This is a genomic window from Enterobacter sp. BRE11 (assembly GCF_031844285.1).
Taxonomy (GTDB): Bacteria; Pseudomonadota; Gammaproteobacteria; order Enterobacterales; family Enterobacteriaceae; genus Pantoea.
This window is the reverse complement of record NZ_JAUZUX010000021.1, coordinates 1-12981: the sequence shown is the minus strand read 5'-3', so window position 1 is coordinate 12981 and position 12981 is coordinate 1. Positions and strand designations below refer to the sequence as shown.

The 12981-nt window shown below is 54.7% G+C and carries 13 protein-coding genes; 11 read left to right on the top strand and 2 right to left on the bottom strand.

Annotated elements, in window-relative coordinates; all coding sequences use genetic code 11:
• Positions 1 to 449: 449 nt before the first annotated feature.
• Together Q9R34_RS19170 and Q9R34_RS19165 are read right to left on the bottom strand one after the other, a co-directional pair.
• A complete protein-coding gene (locus tag Q9R34_RS19170) occupies positions 450 to 1316 on the bottom strand; it encodes a RepB family plasmid replication initiator protein (RefSeq protein WP_485895772.1) in 867 nt (288 codons plus the stop codon).
• A gap of 396 nt (positions 1317 to 1712) precedes the next feature.
• On the bottom strand, positions 1713 to 1892 hold the full coding sequence (locus tag Q9R34_RS19165; protein WP_485895770.1) for a hypothetical protein: 180 nt from the start codon (positions 1890 to 1892) through the stop codon (positions 1713 to 1715).
• Positions 1893 to 2214: 322 nt separating this feature from the next.
• Here Q9R34_RS19165 and Q9R34_RS19160 point away from each other — a divergent pair, with 322 nt between their 5' ends.
• The 11 genes from Q9R34_RS19160 (at position 2215) to Q9R34_RS19110 (ending at position 12943) form a co-directional block, all read left to right on the top strand.
• Positions 2215 to 2748 carry a Ref family recombination enhancement nuclease gene (locus tag Q9R34_RS19160; RefSeq protein ID WP_485895924.1) on the top strand — a complete coding sequence of 178 codons (534 nt, stop codon included), beginning with the start codon at positions 2215 to 2217 and terminating at the stop codon, positions 2746 to 2748.
• A 40-nt stretch (positions 2749 to 2788) separates the two neighbouring features.
• Positions 2789 to 3781 carry a hypothetical protein gene (locus Q9R34_RS19155; RefSeq protein ID WP_485895768.1) on the top strand — a complete coding sequence of 331 codons (993 nt, stop codon included), beginning with the start codon at positions 2789 to 2791 and terminating at the stop codon, positions 3779 to 3781.
• A 318-nt stretch (positions 3782 to 4099) separates the two neighbouring features.
• Complete coding sequence (locus Q9R34_RS19150; protein WP_485895766.1) at positions 4100 to 4753, top strand: maturation control protein; 654 nt, start codon at positions 4100 to 4102, stop codon at positions 4751 to 4753.
• A complete protein-coding gene (locus tag Q9R34_RS19145) occupies positions 4750 to 5082 on the top strand; it encodes a baseplate protein (protein WP_485895764.1) in 333 nt (110 codons plus the stop codon). Before Q9R34_RS19150 ends, Q9R34_RS19145 begins: the two co-directional genes overlap by 4 nt.
• Entirely contained in the window at positions 5075 to 6292 is a 1218-nt protein-coding gene (locus Q9R34_RS19140) for a phage tail protein (protein WP_485895762.1), read from the top strand. The genes Q9R34_RS19145 and Q9R34_RS19140 overlap by 8 nt, the downstream gene beginning before the upstream one ends.
• Complete coding sequence (locus Q9R34_RS19135; RefSeq protein WP_485895760.1) at positions 6292 to 7065, top strand: phage tail protein; 774 nt, start codon at positions 6292 to 6294, stop codon at positions 7063 to 7065. The genes Q9R34_RS19140 and Q9R34_RS19135 overlap by 1 nt, the downstream gene beginning before the upstream one ends.
• The gene (locus Q9R34_RS19130) at positions 7062 to 7850 is read left to right on the top strand and encodes a baseplate (protein WP_485895758.1); all 789 of its coding nucleotides are present in this window, start codon (positions 7062 to 7064) and stop codon (positions 7848 to 7850) included. Before Q9R34_RS19135 ends, Q9R34_RS19130 begins: the two co-directional genes overlap by 4 nt.
• Positions 7840 to 8829: a tail length tape measure protein gene (locus Q9R34_RS19125; protein WP_485895756.1), complete on the top strand. Its 990-nt coding sequence runs from the start codon at positions 7840 to 7842 to the stop codon at positions 8827 to 8829. The genes Q9R34_RS19130 and Q9R34_RS19125 overlap by 11 nt, the downstream gene beginning before the upstream one ends.
• 47 nt (positions 8830 to 8876) lie before the next feature.
• Positions 8877 to 9434: a baseplate protein gene (locus tag Q9R34_RS19120; protein ID WP_485895922.1), complete on the top strand. Its 558-nt coding sequence runs from the start codon at positions 8877 to 8879 to the stop codon at positions 9432 to 9434.
• A gap of 66 nt (positions 9435 to 9500) precedes the next feature.
• Entirely contained in the window at positions 9501 to 10409 is a 909-nt protein-coding gene (gene rdgC / locus Q9R34_RS19115) for a recombination-associated protein RdgC (protein ID WP_485895754.1), read from the top strand.
• Positions 10406 to 12943, top strand: coding sequence for a Dam family site-specific DNA-(adenine-N6)-methyltransferase (locus tag Q9R34_RS19110; RefSeq protein ID WP_485895752.1), 2538 nt, complete (start codon positions 10406 to 10408; stop codon positions 12941 to 12943). The genes rdgC and Q9R34_RS19110 overlap by 4 nt, the downstream gene beginning before the upstream one ends.
• Positions 12944 to 12981 lie beyond the last annotated feature (38 nt).

Below are 12981 nucleotides of genomic sequence, written 5' to 3'. Positions count from 1 at the left end.
TGCGCCTGTAACCGGCATCTTTGCTCTATCAGCCACTTTTATCCCGCCAGCACCCATCGAATAGCCATGGCCACTGCATATTGCGGGGCAAAGGCCTGCTTCAAGGGCGTGCGCAAAGGATGTGTGCTGGTGGGATGACCTGAGATCTCGATGTGTGCTGGCGGGATAAACTTTACTGCCGATGTGCGCTGGCGGGATAAGCTGCTCTGTAATGTGTGCTGGCGGGATAGTATGGGCTAAAAACATTCGGATCAGCCCTGACTATTGCCGCCAGGCCAGCTTATCAGAGCAAAAATCACTCATTTGCCCCGCCAGCACACACTTTCATCCCGCCAGCGCACATCAATGAACACAAGAGCATGCTTTATCCCGCCAGCACACACTTTCGATTGCCCGTGGCGGCCGGTTTTCCCTCCAGCACACATCCTCCCTCCCGCCAGCACACATTTTCAGAGGTCGATAGGCTTTAGCTTGGGGTTGCGCTTAATGATTATGAGGTAGTTCTCACGCTCTTTGCGGGTAAGCGTAAACTCCAGATAGCCAATGGACTGCAGCTGGTCTAAGGCCTTCTTAATCGTGCGGTTTTGTTCACCAACCGGGCTCGTAAGCGAAAGGCGGTCACGTAGCCGTTTGAATGATACCGGGGCCGGGCGCATCGGTAGGCTTTCGATAAACGTGTAGATCGCCTGTGCAACCTCTTTCTTCGGCAACGCTTTAATGGCGTGTTGCTGCAGCAGGACGCGATAGTCCAGCTGGAACAACTCCCATAGTTTTTCGTCTGCCTCCAGCTGAACGATATCAAGGTCAGCATCAAAATAACCGGTCTTAAGTAAGCCGGTCTGGTAGCTACCACGCGCATCAGAACCGCGTTTAAAGGAGATCGACTTGTTACGCAGCTTACCGAGCGATTCGTGAATTGTGTTGCGCAGGCGGCCGTCTATGCGCTTAGCGGAGAAGCCACACCCCTTCGCAAACTCGCTGAATTTCAGCTGAATTTTGTTGGTCGCCAGCCCGTATTTGCTGAAAGCGTAGATGACGCCTATCCACACCTTGAAATCAACATCCATATCGAGGCGAGGACCGCCAATCTTGATGTTGTCGTACCCTTCAGCTTTTGCCAGTTCCATTTTTGAAAACAATTCCGAGGCATCAACGATGTTGTTTTCTCCGGCCGTTTTGCTGGGCTTTGGTACAAAAACGCCTAATCGCATTAACGCTACAGGCTGCACGGTGTTGTTGGAGTTAACTGTGAGCTGTTTTTCTTTGTTGTCCATGTCTCCAAAGAGACCGTCAGCAATAAAATGCTCTTCAATCATGCTCTTATCTCACTTATCAACAGTGGCTGATGGAAAGTGCGAATCCTTATGCCCTATCCCGCCAGCACACATCAAGAAACCCGCCAGCACACATTACCATCCCGCCAGCACACATTTCTATCCCGCCAGCACACATTTTCATCCCGCCAGCACACATCGGGACACCCTCTCAAGCCAGACGGGGCGCGGCCTGCCAGCGACGGGGATCTATTTGGTACTATAGGGATCTATTTAGGATCGATTATTGGATCGGGAAGGTGGATAAGTGGATAACTTTAAAGCCCATTTTTTTATCATTCCCTTCTCACCTATTGCTCCCTCAAACCGGCACGTTTGGCGTAAATGGCTTAACTGCTGCGATCGAAACAGAACGTCTCAGCTGGTGGATAGCCCGCTCTACTGATTCCACACCTGCGGCCCCTTCAGATTCATGCTGCGCGCCAGCTCTGCTTTGTGCGTACCTGTCTCAATCATCGCGTTATGCAAAACCGCCTTCATGGCCACCAGCACAGGTACGCTTACCAGATACTCCCCTTTCTCTGGCTTACAGCCAGCCGGTACCGGGTAAACAAACATGGTTTCTCCTCAACCTAAGTTAACAGGCTCTAAAACTACATTAGTGTTGTTTTAAGCCACACGGGTGTTAACTAAATATCGAGCTTTAATTGTGCAGTGGTCAATTTCATATTCCTTTACAGAGGCTTATAAGTGATCAACAATCTAAATAAATTCACTATTACAACGGATTGTTTTCACTTTGGACACTTCAACCTACCAAGCAGCACGCGAAAAGCAGGCTCGCGCACAGCAGCGCCAGCGCGAAAGGCAAGCGGCTAAACTGGCCGATCCTGAATACCGGCAGCAGCAGCTGGAAAAGCAAAGCGCCAGTGCCAGCAAAATGATCGCCAGGCAGATAGAGCGTCGTAACTCACCAGAATGGATTGAGGGGCAAAAGCAGAAAGCAGCAGAACGCGCTGTAAGAGCCTCAGAGCGCCAGAAGGCAAATAGGCCAGCCCAAGGCATAGCGAAGCCGCAGACGCGTGCGAGAGCGTCCAGCAGAGGCCTTAAAGGTCGTGCGCCGACTGCCGCTGAGCGGGTCGTGATGGATGCATTGGGAAAACTCCCCTGCATTGCCTGCCTGCAACATGGGAAAGAATCGCCGATCATCAGCCTGCATCACATCGACGGGCGCACTAAACCTGGCGCGCATATGCTGCAGCTCCCACTGTGTGATAACCACCACCAGCACGCTGCGCCGGCAGACGTCCGGGCGGAATTTCCCTGGCTGGTGCCGGTACATGCAGACGGAATAACTGGCGGCAAAGCAGAGTTTGCTAACTATAACGGTTCGGAAATGCAGTTGATGGAAAAAGCCTATAATATGGCAGGTATAAGTCACCTGCTGCCGCAATTTTGCATAAACTACTACTAACCACTCAACAAATACGAATCATTTGAAAGGATTTTTGCTTATGGATTATGTGGATAGCGAATTAAAGCCTGTTGAAGAAAGCGTGAAAGAAAAATTTATCGGTTTGAAAAAATATCTTCAGTTTTTTAGTGAAATAAATGAGGTGCAACTGCTTTATCGCGGAGAAGAGTTTCGTAATATAAAAAATCGCTTGATAAAGAAAGGCACCTCAATGAAAGAAAAGGATGTTTTTGAACGTGCTTTTTACTTTGGCGACAAAGCCAGGCATTTTTCTATCGATGTTTTCACGCCGGGCAGAAATTACCTTACGAGTATAAGTGACGAATCTGATCATACTTTTATGTTTATCCATGACCGCATTTGCAATATTCTAAATGAGCCCAGGTTACAGGAGCGGGTCAACAACTGTACAAATGCCTGGTTCCGCCAATACTTTCTTAGTCCTGACTCTAATGTTGATTTCCTGAGAAAAGTTAAATCTTTTGACACCGAAAAGAAGAAAATAAATGTTCGGGATTATTACTTATACTTTCTACATGTTGCAGGTACTGCAGGCATCCGTAGGGAAACAATGTTAGTTTCCACATCAAAAGATAAATCCACTGCAGTTCAGTTTTCTGAAAACACAAAAAAAGAAAAAGTGATATTACATTACTTTATCCCTGCGCCATTCGAGGATTATGCCATTGGGCCATGGGAAATTGAACATCATAAAAAGGTAATTTATGGCACGGGGCTTCCCCGTTATTATCCGAAAGGGTTATATCCTGAACAAAATGAAATTGCTGTTAAAGGCGCATTGTTCCCACAATTTATTTTAGGTATAGAGTTGGTTGGCAAAGATAAATTTATTATAAATAATAATTTTATTAAAAGTTGCGACATGAACGATTTTAAATGGATTTCTCAATATGGATTTGATATAGACCAATCGAATTTTGAAAAAGATATATTTGACACCGGATATATACGCTACGGTGAAGTAGATGGTGAGCGAGATTTCAGCTCTTATGATGTTTTAGAGGAGCCATAGCGGACATTTATCACTTGTTCCTGCTGTTTTTCACTCAAAACGCATTCCATACTGCCAGCCGATGCAATGGCTAATCAGCCGCCGCTGTGCCATAGGTTGGCTTTCGAAGGGCCGCTACTCAACGGCCTTTTTTATTTGTGAAAAAACTGCTTGACCTATAACACCGCAAATTACAAACCGCTTAAAGTCCCCCCCAAGCTGTTAGCGGTTCCCTGATGGAATTTTTGACAACTTACCTAATCTGCAACGCGCGGTTGGGAACGTTAAAAGCCAGAGAGGCCGCTATATGCGGCCTTTCGCCTTTTCAGGGGTTCCGACGTGAAACAGAAAATTGCAGTTATCAGCCTTTCCACACGCCTGCCGATGGCCATCACCGCCATTTATGAAGATCACGCGCTGGTTATGTCAAAGGCGCAGCCGCTGCCAAAGGGCATGAGAGCACAGCTCGTAAAACTCGCCCCCTACGTTGAAAAACTGCGATCGCAGGGATTTAAAGTGCTGGTGGACGAAGCCACGGGCAAAGTGGCCAATGCCCTCTGTGCCAATCATGTTTCACTCAAAACGCGCAGCAGCGACGGGCGCGCGGCCGTGGTTGTGGGCATTGAGCGTTACAAAGAGCTCACGCTGCAGGACAACATTGCACTGCCGGCGCAGAACAAAGGCGCATTTGAAATCCCGGATAGCATCGTTGACGTGGACTACAACGCCAGCGGTGAAGAGGTTTACCGGATCAACTGGGCAGACATACGTCCAGAGCATGTACTGACCATCCTGTGCTGCTTCGCCATTGGTTATCACAACGTGGCATCCGCCGATTACATCACCGCAATGACAGCGGCCGTGGGCAGTGAAAAGCCGTCCGTCATGAATGCCTTTAAGCGCATCATCGGCTTTGAAAAACTTAAAGCGATAGAGGACATGCCTGAGACGCTGACAGGAAAACGCATCAGCGACGAGGAGCGCATTCTGTGAGTTACAACCGCCTCGACGATCGCTCAATTGACGACGTGGTGTTGCGCAGTCTCTTTCATCAGGAAGTGATCCGCCGGGCCAACGCCTATCACGAAGATAACAGCGACTACACCATTCGCCCTGACGAAACCTATCGCGCTGACCTGGCGGCGCACCGCGCCTATGAAGGCAACGCGGATCTGCGCTGGGTATTCCGGCTGCTGTGCGGGCTGGAATCAGAAATGGACCCGCTGCCAGTAGGCCAGACGCTTTCCCTGCCGGATATGTCCTGGATACGCAGCCGCATCCGCGATTATGCGGGCGGCAGACTGGAGCTCTACAGTGGCTGATACCCCTTTTGCCCGTACCGAATCCGGGCGCTATGCAACGGAGGGGCTGTCGTCCAAAGAGTTCTCCCGCGTATTCGATCAGATAGACAAAGACCGGCGCCGGTCGCGCCGGACGGCCCGACGCACGCTCAACCCGCTTACCCTCAAAAACAAAGCGCTCGATGACATTATTGCCCTGGGCAAGAAGAAGTCCGGGATGTTTTACACGAAGGACGATTTAAAGGGGTTTGAGAAGAACCGCGCCGGCGCGCGCCAGCAGTTTAATTCAGCCGTTCCGGGGATCACTTATGCGCAGCTGGTGGCCGGCAGCCAGCAGATCGACATAAAGCGCGCTAACAACCGTGTGGATGATGGTTCTGGTATCAGGCGCGCCGTGCCCACCACGCTAAAGCACAACGTGCTGACAGTGAGCGTGGAGGCGTCCGCCATATCCGTGGACAAGCATCACCGGGTGAAATTCCGCTTTGAAGAGTGGGATCAGCTGATTGAGGAAATCTCAGATGACGAAAAGAACGCCGCAAAAATCGCAAAGCGACTCTGCGCTGGCCGCGTCTCTTTTGATTGCGATTGCGGCCGTCACCAGTACTGGTACCGCTACATCGCCACGGCAGGCAATTTCGCCCTTGCCCCGCCAAAAGAGTACGCCTACCCCAAAGAGAAAAACCCCAATCTGAAAGGTGTGGCGTGTAAGCACGTTATTCACGCCTTCACCCGTCTGCAGTCGGCATCGTGGCAGGTGCGTATCGGCCAGGCGATGCGGAAGAGCGCCGGCAACAACGCATACAGCGACGATCCGCGCAAAACCACGGAGCACTTCACAGACGCCGATAAGGCGAAGTTCAACCGCAACCGCAGTTCACAGACCAACGTCGCCGCGGTCCAGCGAGAGCATGAGAAATATCAAAGGCGCATGAGCGCGGTGGCCAGGCGGCTCGATAAGGATGACGGCCGGATCGAAAGCCTGCGCGGCCAGCTGACGCGGGCCAAAAAAATGACCGCAGTGCAGCGCAGCCGGGCCGCGAAAAAGCAGGCGGAGCTGGCAGACGAAAAGGCCAAAAACGCCCTGTTACGTCAGCAGCTGGCTGACCAGGCGAAGATCCAGCGCCAGACGTTTATTGATGCGCTGGTGCTGAGCGGCACCCCGCGCGCGCAGGCAGAAAAGATGTTCACCGAATACGCAAAGAAACAGACCAAGACAGGTAAACAGTAATGGGCAGGTACGACGAATTTCTGATTGATAAGCCTCCCACATTAAGCGAGGCCACCAGCAGTGACACCGAACAGCAAAATCCGACAGACAGCAGCAGCGCTGCTACTGATCTTGAAGCCAGCGAGGAAGCCACCCCCGCGCCATCCGCTGACGTTGCCACTGGCAATGCTGATGACGCTGACGGCGATAGCGCTGCAGATCATGACCCACTGAGCGCCGCGCTGCCGGACGCTATTGCCGGTCGCGATCAGAGCACGGTAATTAAGCCGCGCTACAAAGGGCACGCCGCGTTTAACAACATGGTCCGCCGTGACTGGATTAAAGCGATTGAGAGCGACTACAGCGCATTTCAGGCGCTGCTGTACCTGCCGGACATGAACGACGTTGGCGAAGTGGACGACGAAACAGGCTTTGAAAAAGCCTCGTTTACTGAGCTCAACAACAACCAGCGCACCCTGAGTTATCAGGACGTCGATCCGGTTGTCGTCACCGTGCTGGATTGCCCGGACGAACGTGAGAGTTTCCAGGTGCTCGATGCTGACGGCGAACAGGATGGCTTTACCGATGACGTGCTGATCCTGCGTATAGCCGCTGAAGGCGTGCCCGTGGGTTCAATCCTGGAGTGGAATGAAGAGATGGCCAGCGGTGCACTGGCGCGGCGCTGGTGGTACGTCCATCGCATCTACGGCTTTGGCACGCAAAACGTTGGCTCGCTGTATTACTGCATTCCGGCGCGCAATTTTGACACCACCAGCAACGGACGAATCGAATGAAAGAAACGCTTTCACGCACCCGCGAATGGGTAACTACGCGCAGTGGCCAGACGCAGAGTACTGGCTTTACCGCCGCCGATGCCGCCGTAGCAAAAGCACTGAACGACGTGTACAGCAGCGCGGTTGTAATGGAGCCGCGAGATCACGAAAAACGTTACGCTGCATTCCTGGCGCGCAAGCCGGAAGATCGCGTATTCGTCGGTAAATTTGATGACGTGCTGGAGTTCCTGCGCGCCGTGCGCGGGGCGGGTGCCGGCCGCCGCGGCGTAACAGCAGAGGAAATGCCAAACCTGAACCGCGATGCGCTGCCGCTTATCAACCTGTCGCGCGGATTCGATATCACCTACGACAACAACGATCAGGAAATCGACCGCAAAAAGTACGGCACCATAACCGATCCTGCGCAGGCCGATAAGCCGCTGGCGGAGGTTGAAACCACGCAGGCGTCGCTGAATTACACGATCACGCTTATCGCCGCGGACAATGATACGCTGTCGCTCATGTGCAATACGCTGGCCGCTAATTTCCGGTCCCGCCTTACTACCAACTTTACCGCGCCGGAAATCCTGGTGCGGTGGCCAGTTGAGCTCAACTGCAGTATTCAGGACGCCAAAACCATCATGTTCAGCGATATCTCGCCGCCGTTCTCGCAGCAGCGCATCTATGCCTGCCAGGCGTCAATGATAGTCATGGTGGATGTGCTGACCGCATACGAAGTTAACGCGCGCAGCGTGCGCTATGACACGCAGCTGGCGGCTCCGGGAGGTAACGCGGATGGCCGGTGAGCAGAATAAGCCGCTCCAGTACTTCCTGCAGTCGGTCTCCATCAACGATAAAGAGCTGCCGCGCAGCTGGATCACATCGTCGCTCTACATTGAGAAAACCGCGCTGACTGCCCCGCTGCTGGTGCTGGACGCACACGATCCGGCCGGGAAGCTGGTGGACGAAATGGGCGCGCGATATGGCGCAACGCTGGTGGCGGAGCTGGGCGACCCGACTGGCCAGCGCGGCGCGTACAAAGAGACGTTCTTTGTCACCTCCGCGCCAGCCAGCGGAGACGTCGTGCGCATCATCGCTGTATCGCAGGATTTGAAGCGCCTAAAAACCCCTTCCGCGCGCGTGCGCCTGTACGCCGATCGTCAGCCGGGCGACGTCATGAAAGAGTTCGCCGGCGCGCTGACGATTGAGGCTGACGCCTTCAAAAAAGCGATGACCTATCACCTGAATATGGGCGAGAAACCGTCCGGCGTGCTGCGCCAGATGGCAGATGATCATGGCGCGCTGGTCTGGTGTGCACGCGGCCGCTTTTGCATGAAGGACATGGCCAAGCTGATCAGCACAAAGGCGGCCTTTGTCTATGAGGCAAACAATCCGCAGGCGGAGTACACGATAAGCAAGCTGAGCAATATCAACCAGGACGCTGCCGCCACCAGCGGGCGCGACTTTCAGTATGTGGGCTACTCCATGACTGACGGCTATGTGGCCGTGGGGGATAAGTCCAAGCCCGTGAAATATATCTCGGACGCTGACGTGACAACGCTTACCAATATGGCGCGCGTGCTCGTGCCCAAACTGGATATTGAAGTAAGCGGCAATGCTGACATTACTGCCGGCATGGTCATAGGCGTCCAGATCCACCGGTATGACCCGGATAATCAGGTAGACGAAACGCTGCCGAAAAACTTTATCGTCGCGGCCGTCATTCATCATGAGGACCGGATCGGCTACACCACACGCATGATTTTAGGAGTGCCCAATTCGTGAGTAAGCATCGTGCTGTTATCACAGCCACCAAAGATCCAGCTGGTCTCATGCGTGCGCAAATCCGGCTGACGCCGCAGTGGGCTGACGTCGAAGCGGAAACGCTGCCCTGGGCTGAGTACCAACTGCCCATAGGTAACACGTTCGTGCCCTGCCAGACCGGCGATGAAGTGTGGGTGGAGTTCCCCTACACAGACGGCCGGAATCGTCCGGATACCCGGCGCCCGCTGATTACCGGCGCGGCTCAGTCAGCACCAGGCGGCGTACCAAACGTTGCACCTGAAGCGTCCGGACAGGGGGCTGCATACGAGCCACCAGCGGTTGACGGCGCGCCGGCGCGCCCTTCCCTCAGCGCCACCGCTGATTACGTCTCACACCGCAACAACCTGCTGGAGGTCCGCTCTGCCGGCGGCGGCTTTGAGATAACCAATACGGCCAAAGGATCGCGCATCGGGATGAATGAGGCGGGCGACATGTACATGCTGGGGCCGGGGAACATGGTGATAGACCTGGGGGGCGATCTGACCATCAAGAGCGGCGGGAAAATCGTTTATCAGTCTGGCGGCACGTTCAGCGCCACCGCGCCGAAGTTTGAATTTAAGCAGTAATTTTGTGTGTAAATCTAAAATATAAATATAGAATGAGACTGATTGTTTATACAGAGAAAATCAGGCATGAAATCCCCCTTCTTTAAAAATGTCATGGTCTACAGCCTCAACCGCGATCTTCCACTGAATGCGGAGGAACTGGAGCAGCAGCTGCAGACTATGACGTTCACCCCGTGCGCCGCGCAGGACATGGCTAAATCAGGCTGGATAGATGTGACAGCAGAAGGCCCGCTGCTGGCTGAGAACGGGCAATATCTGCTGTGCTGCCAGACCGAAAGCAAAATCATGCCCGCCGCTACCCTGAATGACTACGTTGCCGAGCGCGTGGAAAAAATGGAGCGCGAACAGGGCCGGAAAGTCCGCAGAAATGAACGTGTATCTCTAAAAGACGAAGCGCTTCACACGCTTCTGCCGCGAGCTTTCACCCGCCGTTCGCAGGCTTATATCTGGATCGACAGCGTGAATAACCGCGTTTATGTGGATGCCTCCAGCGCCAAAGCGGCGGAGGACATGCTGGCCATGCTGCGTAAAACCATTGGCTCACTGCCGGTCGTGCCGATTATGGCCGCTGAGCCGGTAGAGCTCACCCTGACTGAGTGGCTGCGCAGCGGAGAAATGCCCGCCGGCTTTGTGCTGGGCGATGAAGCTGAGCTGGTGGCCATCCTGGAGGATGGCGGGAAAATCCGCTGTAAGAAGCAGGATCTGATTACCGATGAAATGCGCACGCACATTGAAGCCGGCAAAGTCGTCACACAGCTTAGCCTCGACTGGCAGGAGCGCATTTTCTGCCGTGTGGCGGACAACCTTAGTATTAAGGGCATCAAATATGCCGACATGCTCACGCAGCAGAATGATGACATTGACCGGGAAGATCACCGGGCGCGCATGCTGGCGGATTTCATGCTCTTCACGTCCGAGTTTTCCGGCTTCTTCTCCGGGCTGATGGATGCCCTGGGCGGAGAAGCTAAGCGATGATCACTTACGGCTCCGTTTGCTCCGGCATTGAAGCGGCCAGCGTGGCATGGAGCGGGTTGGGATGGAAGGCAGCATGGTTTGCTGAGATTGAAAAATTCCCCGCCGCCGTGCTGGCGCATCGGTTCCCGGCCGTGCCTAATCTGGGCGACATGACAAAGATAGCTGCCGGCGTCCGGGCTGGCTCCATCCCTGCCCCCGCCGTTATGGTTGGCGGCACCCCCTGCCAGGCGTTCTCCATCGCCGGGCTTCGTAAAAGCCTGAATGACCCGCGCGGTCAGCTAACCCTCGCTTATGTAGATTTAGCCAATGCCATTGATGAAAAAAGAGCAGCCAGCGGCGACGCACCAGCCGTCCACCTGTGGGAAAACGTGCCCGGAAGTCTCAGCACAGACGACAACGCTTTTGGGTACTTCCTTGCCGGAATGGTTGGTGAAGATGAAGCATTTGAACCTGGTCCAAGACCTGAGCCCGGAAAACACGGCCCCGGCTGGCGCTGGAAAAAAAACGCCGGTAAGCATGTGGCGAAGTGGCCAAAGTCTGGTTGTGTTTACGGACGACAGCGCAAACTCGCCTGGCGACTCCTTGATGCCCAATACTTCGGAGTGGCCCAACGCCGCCGCCGTGTGTTCGTTGTCGCAAGTGCTCGAAACGACGTTGATCCCGCAGAAGTACTTCTTGAGTTCGACGGCATGCGCCGGGATTCTCCGCCGTGCAGAGAAACGGGGCAGGCAGTTGCCACCCTTACTGCTAACGGCTCTGGAGTCGGTGGCCCTGACTTCACCCACGCCGCAGCCGGTCACTTAATTTCTGCTTTTGGCGGCGGAAATTGCTCCGGGGCGCTAAACGTGGCTGCGTGCCTGACGGCAAAAGGTCAGCGCAATGATTTTGACGTTGAGACGTTTGCTGTGCAAAGCGCCACGGGTGAGGTAAGCCACACTCTGACAGCTGAAGGTCACGATGCCTCCGAGGATGGCACCGGGCGTGGCACTCCTGTAGTAGCGTTTTCGTCCAAAGACTACGGGCAGTATACGGCCGAGGAGATATCTCCAGTGTTACGCGCTGGCGGGCACGCTCATAACCATGCAAATGCTGGCGCACCGCCAGCAGTGGTTTATGTCTTCCAGACACGCATAGCGCGTAACGGGCGCGGGGATATGGGCGAGGTCTGCCATACGCTGAATGCAGAATCAGGGGAGACCGGCAAAGGTGATGCCGCGCCGTGCGTCGCGCGCTGTGAAGAGCATGTGGCGTTTGCAGAAAACACCCGCGGCGAAGTCCGCTTGTTCAATGGCGACGGGCAGATAACTGGCGCGCTGTCAACTGGTGGAGGTAAGCCCGGCCAGGGCTTCCCCTCAGTTGTCAGCAGCTGCGAGGTGCGTCGCTTGACGCCGAAAGAGTGTGAGCGGCTGCAGGGCTTCCCTGATGGCTGGACACTTATCCCGGAGAAGAAGCGCAACGCGCTGGCGGCGGACGAGCTGGCATACCTGCGCCTGATGCACCCGGACATGCCAGAAGAAGAGGCACACCGCTTATCCGCTGACGGCCCGCGCTATAAGGCAATTGGCAACTCTATGGCGGTACCAGTCATGCGCTGGATTGGTGATCGCATTGCCAATCAGATCATGCTGGTGGCGGCCGAAGTACAGGCGCAGCCAGCTGCCCTGCCTGCGCCTGCAGTACCGGTGATCCAGCGCGCGCCGGCGCGGAAGGTCGCAGCTGACAAATACCCGCGATCGTTCCTGAAATGGGCCGGCGGTAAATACTCCGTGCTGGATGAAGTGCGCGCCGCGCTGCCAGCCGGCAAACGTCTGATTGAGCCGTTTGTTGGCAGCGGAACGGTGTTTATCAACGCGGGCTTTCAACGCAATCTGCTGGGCGACGTCAACCCGGACCTGATCAACCTCTTCAACCAGCTGCAGGCGTCTCCGGACGCTGTGATCAACACTGCCAGCCAGCTGGTGAAAGGCTGCGTATCCAACGAGGCCTATCTGTCCATCCGGAACGAGTTCAACGGGCGGCAGGCGCATGCTGTGCGGCATGCTGCACTATTCCTGGCGCTGATGCGCACCTGCTTTAACGGGCTGTGCCGCTACAACCGGAAAGGTGAATTTAACGTAGGGTGGAACAAAAAGGGCGAGGCCAATCACTTCCCACTGGCGGAGCTGAAACACTTTGCAGGGCTGCAGAAAGAAATGGCGTTTGTCTGCGCGAGCTTTGAAGAGGTGATTGGGCAGGCTGGCGAGGGTGACGTGATTTTCTGTGATCCGCCGTATGAGCCGCTGCCGGATGAAACCGGCTTTACGGCCTATAGCGGTACCAACTTCACCTTTATGCATCAGGAACGGCTGGTGGAGTGCTTAGTGGCCGCGCGCGGCTGTGGCGCAAGGATTGTCATTACCAACAGTGGCGCGCCGTCTATCCAGCAGCTGTATACCCGCAGCGGATTCAAAATCTCCCCGCTGGCCACACGGCGATCCGTGTCCTGCAAAAGCGACACTCGGAAAACAGCTGACGACATAATTGCCACCCTGTAAAACAACAAACCCCGCACAGTGCGGGGTTATTTAAAGCT